Here is a 17,678-nt window from a genome sequence, read left to right on the forward strand (position 1 = left end):
GCGCCATCCTTCGCGCTTTGAGCCGCCCCATCAGCGGCGTTCGACGTTTAAAGGATATCCTCATGCACACCCACCCCCTCACCGCCGCCGAATTCGAATGCATCGAAAACGTCCTGCTCAAGTACGGCGACGACCAGTCGGTGCTGAACCTGGCCGAACTCGACGGCTACTTCACCGCGTTGGTGTCCAGCCCGGTGCAGGTCGATGTTGCCGAGTGGTTCCCGGCCATCTGGGGCGGTCAGAACCCGCAGTGGGACAACATGGACGAAGCGCAAGGCTTTCTCGAACTGTGCGTGCGCCATATCAACATGCTGGCCGAGCAACTGGCCACCGATGCCAAGGGCTTCAAGGCACGCTTCGATGAAACCGAGCACCAGGGCCAACGCGTGACCCTCGCCGAAGAGTGGTGCTTTGGCTACATCCGTGGCGCCGCCATTGGCAACTGGCCAGAACTGCCGGCCGCCCAGGCCGCGGCGCTGGAGAAAATTTCGTGGTGCGCCGAGCAGGACAACTTCGAACTGCCGGCCGACCTGGATGTGCCGGCGCACCAGCAGCGCGTCAGCGAGATCGAACCGGCCGCGCGGGCCCTGCATGATTACTGGCTGAGCCTGCGCTAAGCCTCGACAAGCACTGCCGCTTTGGCCGATTATTCGGGTCCGCCCGCAGACCTTGCCTTGAATCAGGAGCCCTGTACCTTGAGTTCGCAGAAAACCGTGACCGTCACACCGCCCAACTTCCCTCTCAACGGCAAGGTCGCGCCCCCCGGCTCCAAATCCATCACCAACCGCGCCTTGTTGCTGGCGGCCCTGGCCAAGGGCACCAGCCGCCTGAGCGGTGCGCTCAAGAGTGATGACACCCGTCACATGTCGGTGGCCCTGCGCCAGATGGGCGTGACCATCGACGAGCCGGACGACACCACCTTTGTGGTAACAGGCCAGGGCAAGCTGCAATTGCCGGCGCAGCCATTGTTTCTCGGCAATGCCGGCACCGCGATGCGCTTTCTGACCGCAGCTGTCGCAACCGTGGAAGGTACCGTGGTGCTGGACGGCGACGGCTACATGCAAAAACGCCCGATCGGCCCGCTGCTCGCGACCCTCGGCCAGAACGGCATCCAGGTCGACAGCCCCAGCGGTTGCCCGCCGGTCACCGTGCACGGGGTGGGCAAGGTCAAGGCCAAGCGCTTCGAGATCGACGGCGGCTTGTCCAGCCAATACGTTTCCGCCCTGCTGATGCTCGCCGCTTGCGGCGAAGCGCCGATTGAAGTGGCGCTGACCGGCAAGGACATCGGCGCCCGTGGTTATGTGGACCTGACCCTGGATTGCATGCGAGCCTTCGGCGCCCAGGTTGAAGCGGTCGACGACACCACCTGGCGCGTGGCGGCGACCGGCTACACCGCCCATGATTACCTGATAGAACCCGACGCCTCCGCCGCCACGTACCTGTGGGCCGCCGAAGTGCTTACCGCTGGCCACATCGACATCGGCGTGGCCGCGCAGGATTTCACCCAGCCCGACGCCAAGGCCCAGGCCGTGATCGCACAATTCCCCAACATGCAGGCCACGGTGGTCGGCTCGCAAATGCAGGACGCGATCCCGACGCTGGCGGTGCTCGCCGCCTTCAACAACACCCCGGTGCGTTTCACTGAGCTGGCCAACCTGCGGGTCAAGGAATGCGATCGCGTGCAAGCGCTGCATGACGGTTTGAATGAGATCCGCCCGGGCCTGGCGACCATCGAAGGCGACGACTTGCTGGTCGCCAGCGACCCTGCCCTGGCTGGCACGTCGTGCAACGCGCTGATCGACACCCATGCCGACCACCGCATCGCCATGTGCTTCGCACTGGCCGGGCTGAAGGTGTCGGGTATCCGCATTCAGGACCCGGACTGTGTGGCCAAGACCTATCCTGAGTACTGGAAGGCATTGGGCAGTCTTGGGGTTCAGTTGGCCTATTGAGGCACCGGTGCCGGGGGGATGCACATGACAATTCGCCAACCCTGCCCACCCGGCGCCTGCGTCTGCGATCGCGAACAGCTGCTGCAAGCCCCAGGCGCGGACCTGCGCATCCTCAACCTGACGCGCCACGAAGAGAAGAAACTGCTCGAGCGCCTCGAAGACCTCAAAACCCTGCAAGACCTGGAACACATGCAGCAGCGCATGTACGAACTGCTGGGTATCCGCGTGCATATCGCGCCGGGTCACACCGAGGTCAAGAGCATGCGCGGGATCCAGATCGTGATCGACGAGCTGCCGGGCATGTGCCGCAAGACCCGCCAATCCATCCCGGCCGCAATCCGTCGCGGCCTGGAGAAACGGCCGGAAATTGCCTACCGCTTGCTGGATGCCCACGACCTGTTTCGCGAAGGTTGAAATCAACCGGCGAGCGTTTCAGCCTGGAAGAGACCCTGGCCGACCGTCCTGGCTTTTTGCAGATGCGCCTGCGCCCCGCCGCTTTCCGAGCCCAGCCACAACTCGGAGGTCACCATGCTGGGCGCGGCGCAAGAGCTGTCCCAGGCAGCGGCCAGCGGCGAGATCCGTCGTGAAGAGGCGCAGCAGGAGTTGCTGAAGACCATCCTGGCGATGGTCAACCGCGCGAATAAGTGAGCCGCCTTTGTAGTGAGCGGGCTTGCCCGCGCTGGGTGGCGAAGCCGCCCCAAACCAGGCGACACGGTTTTATCTGTAGCTCGGCGGTGACTGGATTAGCAGGCCGTTGAAAAAGACCGAACCGAATTGGATTCTGGCAAACTCCCAGTCATGTTCCTCTATGCCAGCGGAAGACCGAGCCAATGCGTGGACCCGATCTCAAGCAAAATGACCTGTTCAGTTACACGACGCTTGAACAGCGTATCCCAAAGGATCACCCGCTACGCCCGCTGCGCGAGCTGGTTGATACGATCCTGGTGTCGATGGATTCTGATTTCGAGGTTTTGTATTCATCGCTGGGGCGCGCCTCAATTCCACCAGAGCGGCTACTGCGGGCTTCGCTGCTGCAGGTGATTTATACCGTGCGTTCCGAGCGGCAACTGGTCGAACAACTCGATTTTAATCTGCTTTTTCGCTGGTTCGTCGGTCTGTCGATGGACGAACAGGTATGGGATCACTCGACCTTCAGTCAGAACCGTGACCGCCTGTTTAACCAGGATATTGCTCGTCTATTCTTCCAGCGTATCAAGTCGCTGGCCCAGTGGTCGCAGTACGCCAGCGATGAGCATTTCAGTGTGGACGGCACGCTGATCGATGCTTGGGCTTCGCATAAATCCTTCGTCAAAAAGGACGATGGCGAGAAGCCGGATAATGAGCCGCCAGAGGGTGGCCCTCGCAACAACTATCTCGATTTCAAGGGTGAGAAACGCGGCAACAAGACTCACCAATCGACTACCGATCCCCAGGCGCGGCTGGCCCGCAAGAGCCCGGCGGATGGCAGTCGCCTGGCCCATATGGCCCACACGCTGATGGAAAACCGTAACGGGTTGATCGTGGATGTGGAATGCACCGAGTTCAATGGACACGCCGAGGTGGGTGCAGCCTTGAAGATGCTTGAACGCACGGTCAAACCTGGCAGCACCGTGGGCGCGGACAAAAGCTACGACCAGAAATTTTTTGTCCAAATGGTGCGTGATTTGAAGGTGACGCCGCATGTATCGAGGAAGGCAATCAAGAGCGCAATCGATGGCCGTACGACCCGTCATCCGGGTTACGGCGTCAGCATGAAAATACGAAAAAGAATCGAGGAAGGATTTGGCTGGTTAAAGACCGTGGGTGGTCTGCGCAAAACCAAGCTGATCGGCCGCGAAAAGCTCAGCGCCCAGTTGCTGCTGGGCTTTTCGGTGTACAACTTGATCCGTTTAGGGAGCTTGTCGGGCTGGTGGCGTGGGTCGCATGTTTAGGCGAGATGCGCCCAGAAATCGCCCACAGGCGAATATTTGCGCTGGAACTGGCAAAACACTCGCTGATTGAGGCGGAATAAAGGGCGGCGCCAAGCCTGAGCGGCTGAAAAAATCTCAAACTTGGCGGGTTGGGGGAAATAGGGCTGAATTTTTCAACGGCCTGTTAGGGCGGCTTCGCCACCCGGCGCGGGCAAGCCCGCTCACTACAGACCCTGCTGGGGCCAGGCAGAGGCTAACGCGCGGCGATAAACAGCTGGACCTTGCGCGCCAACTGATCGAGATGCCGATCGCGCTGTTTCTCGGCATCCGCCATTGCGCGCTTGCCGTGTTTTTGCAGCAGGTACGTATGGATCTGCCGCACTTCCAATGAGCTGTAGATCGCCGCCACATCCAGCACGCCCATCAGCCCATCGGTGCCGTAGTCGCGGGTATTCATCAGCACCTGGGTGCCGCGCGGGCCGCGTAGCTTAAAGCCCATGGCTTCGAACGCCGGAACCTTCTCCACCGCGCACGCCAGCTCGGCATGGGGGTAGCGGGCCAGTACGTCCTGCATCATCCGTCGCGCCACGCCCTGGCGCCGGAAACCCGCCTGTACCGCCATGAACGCGATGCCGCAGGCTTGAGGGTCGTCCTTCACGGGTAGATACAGGCAAAAGCCGAGCAGGTTTTCCTCGTCCATCGCCACGACCAGTTCAACGGCAATCCCCTGGGAACCATCAAGCGCTTCCAGATACAGATGCACCTCAAAACCGATGGCGTACTGGTAAATGTTGTACAGCAGGTTACTCGGCGGCAGTGCCACGCTGCTGATGTCGGTGAGGTTATCCACCACCATCTGCAGGATCTGGCCGTTGACTGGCTCGGGGCACGGTGTGGTGTAGCGGGTAAGGCTGAACATGCAAATTCCTGGGCTTGGCATCAAGGCAGCGGCGATTGTACCTGTTGCACCGCGCACACCTCACGCAAACATCCGCGCAACCAGCGATGGGCCAGGTCGGCATCCAGCCGTGGGTGCCAGAGCATTGCCACGCTGAAGTCCGGCAGTTCCAGGGGCAAGGCGAAGCTGTGCAGGCCGTGTCGTCGGTGGGCGGTGTAGCGTTCTGGCACGCTGGCGATCAGGTCAGTGTCGCGGGCCAGGGCAATGGCGGTGGCGAACCCGGCGACGACTGTGCTGATCTGCCGCGTGAGGCCCAGGGCTTCAAGCGCGTCGTCGACCTGACCACGGTCCTGGCCGCGCCGGGATACATAGACATGCTGGCCCCGGGCATAGCGCTCGGCGCTGATCTTGCCCTGGCTGAGGGGATGGCCGCTGCGTACCACCCCCACCAGACGGTCGCGGAACAGCGCCTGGGTCAGCACTTCCGGGCTGGCGGTGGGGTCGACCACGCCGGTTTCCAGGTCGACGCTGCCTTCTCGCAGTAATGCACTGTCCTTGTCGGTCTTGTTGATGAACCGCAGGCGCACGCCGGGCGCGTCCTGAGCGATGCGTGCCAACAACGCCGGGCCGAAATTTTCGACAAACTCCTCGCTGGTGCGCAAGGTAAAGGTGCGCTCCACCCGTGCCATATCCAGGGCGTGCACGGGGCGCAACACGGCGTTGACGTCCTGCACCAGACGGCTGACCTGTTCGCGCAGTTCCACCGCCCTTGGCGTGGGCACCAGGCCGCGACCCGCGCGTACCAGTAGCGGATCTCCCGTGGTTTCGCGCAACCGCGCCAGCGCGCGGCTCATGGCCGAAGGGCTCAGGCGCAGGCGTCTGGCCGTAGCAGCGACACTGCCCTCGGCGAGCAATACATCCAGGGTGACCAACAGATTGAAATCAGGCATTGGCATTCCTTATCAGGCGTCACGCGCATGTATGAGCTGCAAGCCATGCGTCTTCCGCCATGGTAGGGCACACCGTAGATTTGTGACAGTTGCCTCCACTCAAGGATTCCCCATGCAGAACGCCTCACGCGGCAGCCTTGCCAGCCTGTCCCTGTCCATGTTGCTGGCCTCCCTCGGCACCAGCATCGCCAACGTCGGCCTGCCCAGCCTGGCGAGGGCATTTGATGCATCGTTTCACGCCGTGCAGTGGGTGGTGCTGGCTTACCTGCTGGCGATCACGGCGGTGATTGTGAGCGCCGGACGCCTGGGCGACCGACTGGGCCGGCGGCGCTTGTTGCTCGCCGGGTTGTGCCTGTTCGCCGCAGCATGCGGATTGTGCGCCATGGCACCATCACTTCAATGGCTGATCGCCGCGCGCAGCCTGCAGGGGCTGGGCGCGGCAGTCATGATGGCCATGGCCATGGGCATGGTCGGCGACACGGTACCCCGTGAACGCACCGGACGGGTGATGGGCTTGCTGGGTACGATGTCGGCCGTCGGCACCGCGATGGGCCCCGGCGTCGGCGGTATGTTGCTCGGTGCTTGGGGCTGGCGTGGGATTTTCCTGGTGGGCGTGCCACTGGGTGTGTTGGCGCTGGTGCTCGCCTGGCGCTGTTTACCGGCTGACCGTCCGCACGCGCCTTCATCCATGGGTCCGAATGCCTGGTCGTCGTTGAAGGACGCTTCGTTGCGAGCCGGCTTGGCCATGAGTGCCCTGGTGGCCGCCGTGATCATGGCCACCTTTGTCGTGGGTCCGTTCTATCTGTCCCATGGCCTGGGGCTCGAGCCGGCGTGGATGGGCCTGGCGATGGCCGTCGGCCCTTGTGTCGCGGCGGCCAGCGGCGTACCGGCCGGCCGCCTGACCGACCGTCTCGGCAGCCGCCGCATGACACTTGCCGGGTTGGGCGTGCTGGCCTGTGGCGCCCTGCTGCTGTCAATCGCTTCGGGCCTGTTGATGTACCTGGGCGGGCTGGTGATTTTGACCTGCGGCTACAGCCTGTTCCAGGCGGCCAACAACACCGCCGTGATGAGCGATGTGGAAGGCGCGCGTCGCGGCACGGTCGCGGGCCTGTTGAATCTGTCGCGCAACCTTGGGTTGATCTTCGGCACATCGGCCCTGGGCGCGGTGTTTGCCTGGGCGACCCCGGATGTGACCCATGCAACCGCGCAATCGGTCGCCCACGGCATGCACCTGACCTTTGGCGTGGCGTTGGGTTTGATTCTGCTGGCCAGTGCAATGGCATCTGGCCGCATCACGGGGTTGAATGCCCCGCAGAACATCCGTTGAGGCAAAAAAACAAAAAAGGCGTTGCGCCAGACCGGGTTACATCGCGCATCATGGGCACTTTCAAGCTCAAGGGTAACGTCCATGCGCGTTCTGTCATTGATGATGGGTCTTACGACGCTGGCCGCCAGCCTGGTGTTCTGCGCCAGCGCGATGGCGAATGAAGAAAGTCAGTTGATACAACTGATCAACCAATACCGCAGCCAGGTGCAACGCTGCGGCAACCAGGGCTCTCAGGAACTGCCGCCCCTGGCCAGCGATACGCGGTTGGTGCTGCCGGCCAACAACGTGGGCGATTTGCAGCAGGCACTGGCGCGGGCCGCTTACCCGATGGTCAACGTGCAGGCGATCAGTCTGTCCGGGCCCAAGGATGCCCAGTCGGCCATGAAGGCGGTGCGCGAAAGCTTTTGCCGCGTGGTGCTGGATCCGCAATTCGTCGATATCGGCGTGAGCAACAGCGGCCAGGACTGGCGCATCGTGCTCGCCCGCCCGCTGCTCACCAGCGGCCTGGGCGACTGGCAGACCGAAGGCAAGCAACTGCTCAACCTGATCAACACCGCCCGCGCGCAACCGCGCCAGTGCGGCACCCAGGGGTTTACCGCGACTACGCCCCTGTCCTGGAATGACGACTTGGCCGGCGCCGCCAACAGCCATACGCGCAACATGGCCAACGGCAACTTCTTCGACCACCTCGACCACGACGGGCGTACCCCCGGGGATCGCGCCGAACTGGCCGGGTATATCGCGAAGAATATTGGCGAAAACATCGCCGCGGGCCTGGATACACCACGCAAGGTCGTCGACGGCTGGCTCGCCAGCCCCGGCCACTGCGCCAACCTGATGAACCCGAAATTTCGCGAACTGGGCGCGGCGTACGCCATGGACCCAAAGAGCGATGCGGGGATCTACTGGACAGCGGTTTTCGGCGCCCAGTAAGGATGTTTGCCAATTCACTCATCCGAAGGAGACATCAAATAGCCATCTCGTGGATAATTGTCCCGGAACCGATGGCCGCCAACCCGGTCTGTAGCTTGGCAGCCTGAACCCGTCAGGCAACCGACAAGACCGTGGTTAACAAGGTGTTTTGCAATGATGAATTGGCTGCAAAGTAGCAGCGACATGGCTGAGCGGGTTCGCCAGCATGACTGGGCGAGTACGCCCCTGGGGCCGCTGGAGCAGTGGCCGGATGTGCTCAAGACTACCGTCGCGCTGTGCTTTGCCTCAAGTTTCCCCCAGGCCATCGTCTGGGGGCCGCAACTGATCACGCTCTACAATGACGCGTTCAGTCCGATCCTGGGCGACAAACCCTACGCGTTGGGGCGTCCGTTCAGCGCAATCTGGAGCGAAGCCTGGGCCGAGATCGCCCCCATCGCCAACGCCGCGTTCGAAGGCCATGCCACCTATATCGAGAATTTCCCGCTGCTGATCGAGCGCGGCGCGGGGCCCGAACAGGCGTATTTCACCTTTTGCTACAGCCCCATTCGCGACCCTCAGGGCAAGGTCGTGGGCATGCTCGATACCGTCACTGAAACCACCGCCACCGTGTTCCTCAACCGCCGCCTGGCCGTGCTGGATGCCATTGGCAGCGCCGTGGCCAATGCCACCGACGCCGCCAGCATCATGTCCACCACCACGCGCCTGCTGGCCGAGCAACTGCAGGTGTCCAATTGCTCCTACGCCGACATGGATGCCGACGAAGATGGTTTTACCGTTCGCGGCAACTGGGCGGCGCCAGGTTCGCCGAGCATTGTGGGGCGTTACAGCCTGGCGTCGTTCGGCGCCCGAGCGGTACAGCAATTACGCGCCGGCGAGCCGCTGGTGGTGCAGGACAATCGCGTCGAATTCCCGCCCGAGCAAGCCGCCAGCTACCAGGCATTGGGGGCGCTGGCGACGGTGTGCTTCCCGCTGATCAAGGATGGCCGCCTGACGGCCCTGATGTCGGTGCACCACAAAGCCGCCCGGGCGTGGTCGCCTTATGACCTGTCGCTGGTGGGCGAAGTCACTGAACGCTCCTGGGCCCATATCGAGCGAGTACGGGCCGACGCTGCCGTGCGCGAAGGCCTGGCAGCCTTCACCGAGCTGAACGCGACCCTGGAGCAACGGGTGCAGGAGCGCACCACCGCGCTCACCGAGGCCGAAGCGGCGTTGCGCCAGTCCCAGAAGCTCGAAGCCATTGGCCAACTGACCGGCGGCGTGGCCCATGACTTCAACAACCTGTTGACCATCATTCGCTCCTCGGTGGACTTCCTGCGCCAGCCTGGGCTTTCCGAGCAGCGGCGCCAACGGTATATGGGCGCCGTCTCCGATACCGTCGAGCGCGCCAGCAAACTCACCAGTCAACTGCTCGCCTTCGCACGGCGCCAGCCGCTGAACCCGGAAATCTTCGATGCGGGCCAACGGGTCCATAACATCGGCGAGATGCTCGAAAGCGTCACCGGCGCACGCATTCATGTGCAGGTGCAGTTGCCCGAGCAACCTTGCCATGTGCGCGTGGATGCCAGCCAGTTCGAGACCGCGCTGATCAACATCGCCCTGAATGCCCGGGATGCGATGGACGGCCAAGGCACCCTGACCTTGCGCGTCGCCAAGGTTGCAGGCATGCCGCGCATCCGAGGCGATGACGCGTCCCACCAACCGTTTGTGAGCATCTCGCTGGCCGACACCGGCAACGGCATCACCCCTGACGCCTTCGAGCATATTTTCGAGCCGTTCTTCACCACCAAGGCGGTCGGCAAAGGCACTGGGCTTGGGTTGTCCCAGGTATTCGGGTTTGCCAAGCAGTCCGGCGGCAACGTTGACGTGGCCAGCCAGCTCGGACAGGGCGCGATCTTTACTCTGTACTTGCCCGAAGTAACGCCGCAGGCAGAGCAGCACCCTCTCCCTCAGGAAGATGAGCCTCAGCTCCAGGACACGACGCAGCACCATGTCCTGATCGTGGAGGACAACCTGGAAGTGGGCCGCTTCGCCAATCAGATCCTGCAGGACCTGGGTTACCAGACCACATGGGCCACGAATGCCGAACAGGCACTCGCCCTGGCCGGCGAAGATGCCCTGGCGTTCGACGGGATTTTCTCGGATGTGGTGATGCCGGGCATGACCGGCGTTGCGATGGCCAGGCTGCTGCGTGAACGTCGCCCGGATTTGCCGGTGGTACTCACCTCCGGCTACAGCGAAGAGCTGGCCGACAGCGGCTACGAAGGGTTCGAGTTTCTGCCCAAGCCCTACTCCGCCGATCAGGTGGCACGAGCGCTGGCCAAGGCGATGCTCTAGCAACCCACACAGCCGATCCCTGTGGGAGCTCTCGAGCTTTAGCGAGGCAGCGATAGCGCAGTGTCAGGCGAAGAAAATGCCAGCAATGCCGCCGCCTTCGCAGCCTCGCCGGGGCTCGACAGCTCCCACAGTTGAGTTGCGGCGCTGCTGAGAAAGCGCCCGCAGCCACACCCCAAATGCAACCCACACAGCCGATCCCTGTAGGAGCTCTCGAGCTTTAGCGAGGCAGCGATAGCGGACTGTCAGGCGAAGAAAATACCAGCAATGCCGCCGCCTTCGCAGCCTCGCCGGGGCTCGACAGCTCCCACAGTTGAGTTGCGGCGCTGCTGAAAATGGGGCCAGCCGCTAAGCGGAAAATCCAAGCAACACAGCGATCCCCTGTGGGAGCTCTCGAGCTTTAGCGAGGCAGCGATAGCGGACTGCCAGGCGAAGAAAATGCCCGCAATGCCGCCACCTTCGCAGCCTCCGCGCTCGACACACATTAAAGCTTAGGGCGCCTTGGGCTCAGCCCTGCTCGGCCGCCACCGCCACCTGATTACGGCCCAGGGCCTTGGCGCGGTACAGCGCCTTGTCGGCGGTGTTCATCAGGCTGTGCAGGTCTTGGTCCTGCGCATCGGTGTGCGCCACGCCGAGGCTGGCGCTCAACCCATGCACGGGTTCACAGGCGAGGCCGGCAATCGCCTTGACCAGTTGTTCGGCAATCGCCCGCGCGGTTTCCAGCGAGGTGTTGGGCAGCAACACTGCAAACTCTTCGCCGCCCAGCCGGCCGTAGACATCGGCCTGGCGGAACGAGGCCGTGATCACCCCGCCGATCTGGCGCAGCACCTGGTCCCCGGCCTGGTGGCCGTAGGTGTCGTTGATCGCCTTGAAGTGATCCATGTCCAGCATCAGTGCGCACAACGGTTGCTGGTGATGGCGGCAGCGTTCATACAGCACTTGAGCATGATCGAAAAACGCGCGACGATTCATCAGGCCGGTGAGTTCATCGGTCTGTGCGGCGCGCGTGGAAATAGTGTGCGCACGCTCCATCTGCCGGGTCAGGCGGAACGCCTTCTCCAGGGCATCGGACAACTTGTGCGTGGCACTGATCACAAAGGTCGAAAACACCAGCACCGCAATGGCCACGCCCACCTGCGTCGAAGAGGGCTGGACCAACAGCCACAGGGTGCACGGCAACAGCACCAGGCCCATGGAGACCAGCGACATATAGCGATAAGCCGAGTAACAGGAAACCGCGCCGACCGACATGCCCACGGTAAACAGCATGACCAGCGTCTGGGACAAGCGGTCATCGGTGGGCATCACCGCCAGGGCGCCGAGGCCCCAGATGCCGGCGGAGAGCACCAATGTGATCCAATAACGGCGCTCCCAGCGCCTTGGCGTACGCTCGGCCTCGGGGCAACGAAACCATTCCACGAACATCTTCACGCGCAACAGGGATGAACCTGCCAGCACCACCAGCCAGATCAGGATGACCTGGCTGTCAAACCGATCCCAGCACAGCCAGCACAGCATCACCGCCGCTATGTAGCTGCCGAAAATGGCGGCGAAAGACTGCCGGAAGAGCTGATGCAAACGGTCAGTTCGCACCTGCTCCTCTATAAAGCAATCCTGATCCTGCCCACGCCCAAGGCCATTCATGAGATCCGCCTGATCCGACTGCCATGACAAAGGCGCCATTGTGGCACCCTGCCAGTAGCGCGGACAACAGAATCCAGCGCGGTAGAGCCTTTAGAGCGGTTCCGGCCGCAGGATCAGCACCCCAAGCGGCGGCACATTCAACGACAGCGACACCGGTTGGCCGTGGCGCGGCTCATCCAGGGTGACGGCTTCGCCGCCATTTCCGTAATTGGAACCGGCGTACATCTCGGCATCAGTGTTGATGACTTCCTTCCAGCGTCCGGCGAAAGGCACGCCGACGGTATAGGCCTCACGCGGCACCGGGGTGAAGTTGGCCACCACCAGCACCGGCTTGCCATCCTTGCTCCAGCGCAGCCAGGCATACACGCTGTTGAGCGCGTCGTCGCCGATCAGCCACTGGAAGCCCTGCGGCGCGTCATCCTGCTCGTGCAACGCAGGCTCCTCGCGGTACAGGCGGTTCAAGTCGCCCACCAGCTTCTGCACGCCCTGGTGCTCCTGGTACTGCAGCAGATACCAGTCCAGTTGCTGGTCGTGGTTCCACTCGCGCCATTGGCCGAATTCGCAGCCCATGAACAGCAGCTTCTTGCCGGGGTGCATCCACATGAAGGCCAGGTAGGCGCGCAGGTTGGCGAACTTCTGCCAGCGGTCGCCGGGCATCTTGTCGATCAGCGAATGCTTGCCGTGCACCACTTCATCGTGGGAGATCGGCAAGATGAAACGCTCGGACCAGGCATACACCAGGCCGAAGCTCAGCTCGTTGTGATGGTGGGCGCGGTACACCGGGTCCTGCTGGATGTAGTGCAGGGAATCGTGCATCCAGCCCATGTTCCACTTGTAGTTGAAACCCAGGCCGCCCTGCTGCGTCGGCTGGCTCACCCCCGGCCAGGCGGTGGATTCCTCGGCGATTACCAGCGCGCCGGGTGCTTCCAGGGCGACTACGTCGTTCAAATGGCGCAGGAATTCGATGGCTTCCAGGTTCTCGCGGCCGCCGTGGCGGTTGGGCACCCATTCGCCGGCCTTGCGTGAATAATCGCGATAAAGCATCGACGCCACGGCGTCCACGCGTAAGCCGTCGATGTGGAAGTGCTTGAGCCAGTGCAGCGCCGAGGCCAGCATGAAGCCATGCACTTCGGTGCGGCCCAGGTTGTAGATCAGCGTGTCCCAGTCCTGGTGGAAGCCTTCCAGCGGGTTGGCATATTCGTACAGCGCGGTGCCGTCGAATTGCGCCAGGCCGTGGGTATCGGTGGGGAAATGCGCCGGCACCCAGTCGAGGATCACACCGATGTCGGCTTGGTGCAGGGCATTGACGAAATACGCGAAATCTTCCGGCGAACCGAACCGCGCCGTGGGCGCGAATTGCGACAGCGCCTGGTAGCCCCAGGAGCCGCCGAACGGGTGTTCCATGATCGGCATCAGCTCGACGTGGGTGAAACCCAGTTGCTGCACATGGGGAACCAGACGTTCAGCCAGTTCGCGCCAATTGTATTGCCGGGCCACCTCGCCCGCCTCGTCCAGCTCGCATTGCCACGAACCCACATGCAGCTCGTAGATGGACAGCGGCGCCGTGGTCTTTTGCTTGTCGACGCGGGACTGCATCCATTCATGGTCTTGCCAGTCCACCTGCAACGGTGCGGCGACCTTGGACGCAGTGTCCGGCGGCATCTGGGTGGCGAGCGCCATCGGGTCGGCCTTGAGCGGCAGGATCCCGTGGGCACCGAGAATCTCGTATTTGTAGGCCGCGCCCGGTTGCAGGCGTGGGATAAAGATCTCCCAGACGCCGGAAGGATGGCGCAGGCGCATCGGATGCCGGCGCCCATCCCAGATATTGAAGTCGCCGACCACCGACACCCGCCGCGCATTCGGTGCCCACACGGCGAACCGCACGCCCTGCACGCCGTCGACGCTGGTCACTTGGGCGCCCAGGCAACTGCCAAGGTCGCGGTGATTGCCTTCGGCAAACAGGTACAGGTCCATCTCACCCAGCAACAGTTGCTGGAAGCTATAAGGGTCTTCGGTGATCTGCTCGCCGCCGGCCCACTGGATTTTCAGCAGGTACGGCTGGCGGCTCGAGAAGTGTCCGACGAACAAACCCGGCACCTGGCTCGCGTCCAGGCTGCCGATCTGCTCGCCGCTGTCACGCGTCAGTACCTGGACGCTCAAGGCCTCCGGCAGGAACGCGCGGATGAATTGGCCGCCTTGCTCATCATCGTGCGGCCCGAGGACCGAGAACGGGTCGTGGTGTTCGGCGCGTACCAGCGCTTCGACGTCCTTGGACGCCGGCAATGCTGTCAACTTCGGTTGCAGCGGTTCTTTATGTGTAAAGCTCATGACGTTTCCCCACCGCGTGCAGTTTTCGATATAGGTGCAAGCCCGCTCAACAGTCCGTGCAACCCTTGCAGGGGCACCGGCAACCAGGTCGGGCGGTTTTCCGCTTCGTAGGCCACTTCATACGCGGCCTTCTCCAGGCTGAACAAGGTCAGCACCGCGTCCTGGCCGTTGGCATCCTGCCAGTCATGCGCCAGTGTAGACGTAGCGGCCTGATAAGCCTGGATAAAAGCCAGGCGTGCTTCTTTCAGGTAGCGATCGGTGACGCGCCTGCGTGCCTGGTCCGCTTCGGGCGAGTGATCCACGCCTTGCAGGTTCAAGGCCATCGCCGCCGCGTAATCAAACGAACGCAACACACCGCTCACATCTTTGTACGGGCTGTGCTTGCCCCGTCGCTCATGCAGTGGTCGCGCCGGCTCGCCTTCAAAGTCGATCAGGTAGGCATCACCCTTCACTACCAGCACCTGGCCCAGGTGCAAATCACCGTGGACGCGGATGCGCAGCCCGCCCGCGGTAGCTTTGGCCAACGCCTGGACATGCGCGGCAATCGCCTTTTTCTGCGCCAGTAACTCACTGACCAGCGCTTGATCGGCTGCGTTCAATTGCCCTTGGTTAAGTTTGAGCAGTTGCAAGGCACGGTCGAGTTGCGCGCCGACATCCTTGGCCCATGCCTGAGTGTCTTTGGCGGTGGTGACCTCGGGCTTAAAGTCCGCGTTGGTGGTCTGCGCGCCGAGCACCAGGTGCATTTCGCCCAGGCGCTGGCCGAGCAGCCCGGCAAAATCCTTCAGTTCGCCCAAGGCGTTGTAGTGCTGTTCCTGCTCGGAAAGCGCTTCGGCCAATTCATCGCGGATGGCGCGCTCCAGGTTGTTCTGGGTCCAGGTCCAGGCGTCGCCCTGATTGCTCAGGTAACCCTGGGCGATCATCAGCAGGTTGTCCTGGCCTTCGGCATCGCGGCGAACCACAGCCCCCATCAACGGCGAAATGTTCGGGTAATCGGCGGCGGTCAGGTAGGCGCTCATTTCCAGCTCCGGGTGCACACCGGCGCTGACTTTACGGATCAACTTGAGCACCAGGCTCTCGCCCACCACCACCGAGCTGTTGGACTGTTCGGCGGACAGGTAGCGCACCGCGAAGTCATCCTTCAATTGCAGATCGGTCAAGTGCGACGTCGCTTCAAAGCGGATATCCCCATCGCTGGTGCTGAGCACGGTGCCCGCCAGCAAACCCTGGATCACCGAACGGATAAACGACTCAAGGCTGAACGCATCGGTGACCAACCCCACTTCCCGCGCTCGGCGCACCCGGGCCATGGCCAGTTGCTGCGGCAAGGCGCTGGTGAACTGGTCTTCGGCGAGGAAGCCGAACGGCAACTGATAACGGCTGACCTGGCCACCCGCGGTCACCTCCAGCTCGCTGAGCAATACCGGATGCTGGGCATCGCCAAAGCGCACGCCATAGGCGATATGCACGCTGTCGATCGCCGTGTCCTTACCGGCAAACCAGCGCCGGTTGGGCAGCCAGGTGGGCAATGAGGTCGACTGCAGGGTGGTGCGGCACGGCTCGTCCAGCAACTCTTCCAGGCGCTTTTTCAGCACCAGAGTGGTGAAGTCGGGCATGCCTTGAACAGGTTCCACGTGCCAGCTGGGCATTTGATTCTCCGCCGCCAATACAAACCAATAAAAACCATAGGGCGCCAGGGTCAGCAGGAAATTCAACTGACCGATCGGGGGGAAGGCGTTGCCCCCCAGCATCTCCACCGGCACCATGCCGGCGAACGCCGACAGGTCCAGTTCGGCCGCCTGGGCACTGCGTGATACGTTGGCCACGCACAGGATGATTTCAGTGCGGCCATCCGGCGCGGTGTACTCGCGGGTATACGCCAGGATGCGCCGGTTGCTCGGCGAGAGCATCTTCAGGCTGCCGCGGCCAAACGCTTTGGACTGCTTGCGCACCGCCAACATGCGGCGCGTCCAGTTGAGCAGCGAGTGCGGGTCCTGGGTCTGGGTCTCGACGTTGACCGACTGGTAGCCGTACAACGGGTCCATGATCGGCGGCAGCACCAGGCTGGCCGGGTCGGCGCGGGAGAAGCCGCCGTTGCGGTCGATGGACCACTGCATCGGCGTGCGCACGCCATCGCGGTCGCCAAGGTAGATGTTATCGCCCATGCCGATTTCATCGCCGTAGTACAGGGTCGGCGTGCCGGGCATCGACAGCAGCAGGCTGTTGAGCAGTTCGACACGCCGACGGTCACGCTCCATCAATGGCGCCAGGCGCCGGCGAATGCCCAGGTTGATGCGCGCGCGGCGGTCGGCGGCGTAGTAGTTCCACAGGTAGTCACGTTCTTTGTCGGTGACCATTTCCAGCGTCAGTTCATCGTGGTTGCGCAGGAAGATCGCCCATTGGCAATTGGCGGGAATCTCCGGGGTCTGGCGCAGGATGTCGGTGATCGGGAAGCGGTCTTCCTGGGCCAGCGCCATGTACATGCGCGGCATCAGCGGGAAGTGGAACGCCATGTGGCACTCGTCGCCGTCGTCGCCCTTGCGGTCACCGAAGTACATCTGCGTGTCTTCCGGCCACTGGTTGGCTTCGGCCAGCAACATGCGGTCCGGGTAGTTGGCGTCGATCTCGGCGCGGATCTGCTTGAGTACGTCGTGGGTTTCGGCAAGGTTTTCGTTGTTGGTGCCGTCGCGCTCGATCAGGTACGGGATGGCATCCAGGCGCAGGCCGTCGATGCCCATGTCCAACCAGTAGCGCATCACGCTCAGCACCGCTTTCATCACCTGCGGATTGTCAAAGTTGAGGTCGGGTTGGTGCGAGTAGAACCGGTGCCAGAAGTACTGGCCGGCGACCGGGTCCCAGGTCCAGTTGGACTTTTCGGTGTCCAAAAAGATGATGCGGGTGCCGTCGTACTTCTGGTCGTCATCCGACCACACGTAGAAGTCCCGCGCCGCCGAGCCGGGCTTGGCCTTGCGCGCACGCTGGAACCAGGGATGCTGGTCGGAGGTATGGTTGATGACCAGTTCGGTGATCACCCGCAACCCGCGCCTATGCGCCTCGGCGATAAACCGCTTGGCGTCGGCCATGGTCCCGTAGTCGCTGTGCACGCCACGGTATTCGGCGATGTCATAGCCATCGTCGCGGCGGGGCGAAGGGTAGAACGGCAGCAGCCAGATGGTGTTCACGCCCAGGTCGGCGATGTAGTCCAGTTTGGCGATCAGGCCGGGAAAGTCACCGATACCGTCGTTGTTGGAGTCGAAATAGGATTTGACGTGAACCTGGTAGATCACCGCGTCCTTGTACCAGAGCGGGTCTTTGATAAAGGTGGCAGCCTTGGGTTTCTTCGCCATTACAAACTCCTGAAATACTCACAATCTTCGAGATCGTTCCCACGCTCTGCGTGGGAATGCC

12 protein-coding genes are annotated in these 17,678 nt (G+C 62.7%); 7 read left to right on the top strand and 5 right to left on the bottom strand.

The window, feature by feature from the left end:
* The first annotated feature begins 62 nt into the window (after positions 1-62).
* The 4 genes from BLL36_RS15990 to BLL36_RS16010 all read left to right on the top strand — a co-directional run bounded on the left by BLL36_RS15990 (position 63) and on the right by BLL36_RS16010 (position 3,883).
* Positions 63-617, top strand: a complete 555-nt coding sequence (locus tag BLL36_RS15990; protein ID WP_076952359.1) for a UPF0149 family protein — start codon at positions 63-65, stop codon at positions 615-617.
* 78 nt (positions 618-695) lie between these two features.
* Positions 696-1,952, top strand: a complete 1,257-nt coding sequence (gene aroA / locus BLL36_RS15995) for a 3-phosphoshikimate 1-carboxyvinyltransferase (RefSeq protein WP_076952360.1) — start codon at positions 696-698, stop codon at positions 1,950-1,952.
* Positions 1,953-1,976: 24 nt separating this feature from the next.
* The gene (locus BLL36_RS16000; RefSeq protein WP_076952361.1) at positions 1,977-2,366 is read left to right on the top strand and encodes a hypothetical protein; all 390 of its coding nucleotides are present in this window, start codon (positions 1,977-1,979) and stop codon (positions 2,364-2,366) included.
* A 416-nt stretch (positions 2,367-2,782) separates the two neighbouring features.
* Positions 2,783-3,883: an IS5 family transposase gene (locus BLL36_RS16010; protein WP_076952362.1), complete on the top strand. Its 1,101-nt coding sequence runs from the start codon at positions 2,783-2,785 to the stop codon at positions 3,881-3,883.
* 232 nt (positions 3,884-4,115) lie between these two features.
* On the opposite strand, the gene BLL36_RS16015 is transcribed toward BLL36_RS16010, so the two are convergent.
* Together BLL36_RS16015 and BLL36_RS16020 are read right to left on the bottom strand one after the other, a co-directional pair.
* Entirely contained in the window at positions 4,116-4,781 is a 666-nt protein-coding gene (locus BLL36_RS16015; protein WP_076952363.1) for a GNAT family N-acetyltransferase, read from the bottom strand.
* A gap of 20 nt (positions 4,782-4,801) precedes the next feature.
* A complete protein-coding gene (locus tag BLL36_RS16020) occupies positions 4,802-5,710 on the bottom strand; it encodes a LysR family transcriptional regulator (RefSeq protein ID WP_076952364.1) in 909 nt (302 codons plus the stop codon).
* Between the two features lie 112 nt (positions 5,711-5,822).
* Between BLL36_RS16020 and BLL36_RS16025 the strand changes: the two genes are divergently transcribed.
* The 3 genes from BLL36_RS16025 (at position 5,823) to BLL36_RS16035 (ending at position 10,304) form a co-directional block, all read left to right on the top strand.
* Positions 5,823-7,037 carry an MFS transporter gene (locus BLL36_RS16025; protein ID WP_076952365.1) on the top strand — a complete coding sequence of 405 codons (1,215 nt, stop codon included), beginning with the start codon at positions 5,823-5,825 and terminating at the stop codon, positions 7,035-7,037.
* 81 nt (positions 7,038-7,118) lie between these two features.
* On the top strand, positions 7,119-7,970 hold the full coding sequence (locus tag BLL36_RS16030; protein ID WP_076952366.1) for a CAP domain-containing protein: 852 nt from the start codon (positions 7,119-7,121) through the stop codon (positions 7,968-7,970).
* 153 nt (positions 7,971-8,123) lie between these two features.
* Positions 8,124-10,304: a GAF domain-containing protein gene (locus tag BLL36_RS16035; protein ID WP_076952367.1), complete on the top strand. Its 2,181-nt coding sequence runs from the start codon at positions 8,124-8,126 to the stop codon at positions 10,302-10,304.
* A 504-nt stretch (positions 10,305-10,808) separates the two neighbouring features.
* Here BLL36_RS16035 and BLL36_RS16040 read toward each other — a convergent pair.
* The 3 genes from BLL36_RS16040 to treS all read right to left on the bottom strand — a co-directional run bounded on the left by BLL36_RS16040 (position 10,809) and on the right by treS (position 17,617).
* Positions 10,809-11,879 carry a GGDEF domain-containing protein gene (locus BLL36_RS16040; RefSeq protein WP_231998962.1) on the bottom strand — a complete coding sequence of 357 codons (1,071 nt, stop codon included), beginning with the start codon at positions 11,877-11,879 and terminating at the stop codon, positions 10,809-10,811.
* Positions 11,880-12,035: 156 nt separating this feature from the next.
* On the bottom strand, positions 12,036-14,273 hold the full coding sequence (gene glgB, locus BLL36_RS16045; protein WP_076952369.1) for a 1,4-alpha-glucan branching protein GlgB: 2,238 nt from the start codon (positions 14,271-14,273) through the stop codon (positions 12,036-12,038).
* Entirely contained in the window at positions 14,270-17,617 is a 3,348-nt protein-coding gene (treS, locus tag BLL36_RS16050; protein WP_076952370.1) for a maltose alpha-D-glucosyltransferase, read from the bottom strand. The genes glgB and treS overlap by 4 nt, the downstream gene beginning before the upstream one ends.
* Positions 17,618-17,678: the final 61 nt, after the last annotated feature.

Source organism: Pseudomonas cedrina subsp. cedrina, assembly GCF_001983175.1.
Classification (GTDB): domain Bacteria; phylum Pseudomonadota; class Gammaproteobacteria; order Pseudomonadales; family Pseudomonadaceae; genus Aquipseudomonas; species Aquipseudomonas cedrina.

What these genes read in the sequence shown, in the direction of transcription:
- BLL36_RS16000 (WP_076952361.1), top strand. Translation starts at nt 1,977, where the DNA reads ATGACAATTCGCCAACCCTGCCCACCCGGCGCCTGCGTCTGCGATCGC.
- BLL36_RS16035 (WP_076952367.1), top strand. Translation starts at nt 8,124, where the DNA reads ATGATGAATTGGCTGCAAAGTAGCAGCGACATGGCTGAGCGGGTTCGC.
- BLL36_RS16015 (WP_076952363.1), bottom strand. Translation starts at nt 4,781, where the DNA reads ATGTTCAGCCTTACCCGCTACACCACACCGTGCCCCGAGCCAGTCAAC.
- BLL36_RS16025 (WP_076952365.1), top strand. Translation starts at nt 5,823, where the DNA reads ATGCAGAACGCCTCACGCGGCAGCCTTGCCAGCCTGTCCCTGTCCATG.
- glgB (WP_076952369.1), bottom strand. Translation starts at nt 14,273, where the DNA reads ATGAGCTTTACACATAAAGAACCGCTGCAACCGAAGTTGACAGCATTG.
- BLL36_RS16020 (WP_076952364.1), bottom strand. Translation starts at nt 5,710, where the DNA reads ATGCCTGATTTCAATCTGTTGGTCACCCTGGATGTATTGCTCGCCGAG.
- treS (WP_076952370.1), bottom strand. Translation starts at nt 17,617, where the DNA reads ATGGCGAAGAAACCCAAGGCTGCCACCTTTATCAAAGACCCGCTCTGG.
- BLL36_RS16030 (WP_076952366.1), top strand. Translation starts at nt 7,119, where the DNA reads ATGCGCGTTCTGTCATTGATGATGGGTCTTACGACGCTGGCCGCCAGC.
- BLL36_RS16010 (WP_076952362.1), top strand. Translation starts at nt 2,783, where the DNA reads ATGCGTGGACCCGATCTCAAGCAAAATGACCTGTTCAGTTACACGACG.
- BLL36_RS15990 (WP_076952359.1), top strand. Translation starts at nt 63, where the DNA reads ATGCACACCCACCCCCTCACCGCCGCCGAATTCGAATGCATCGAAAAC.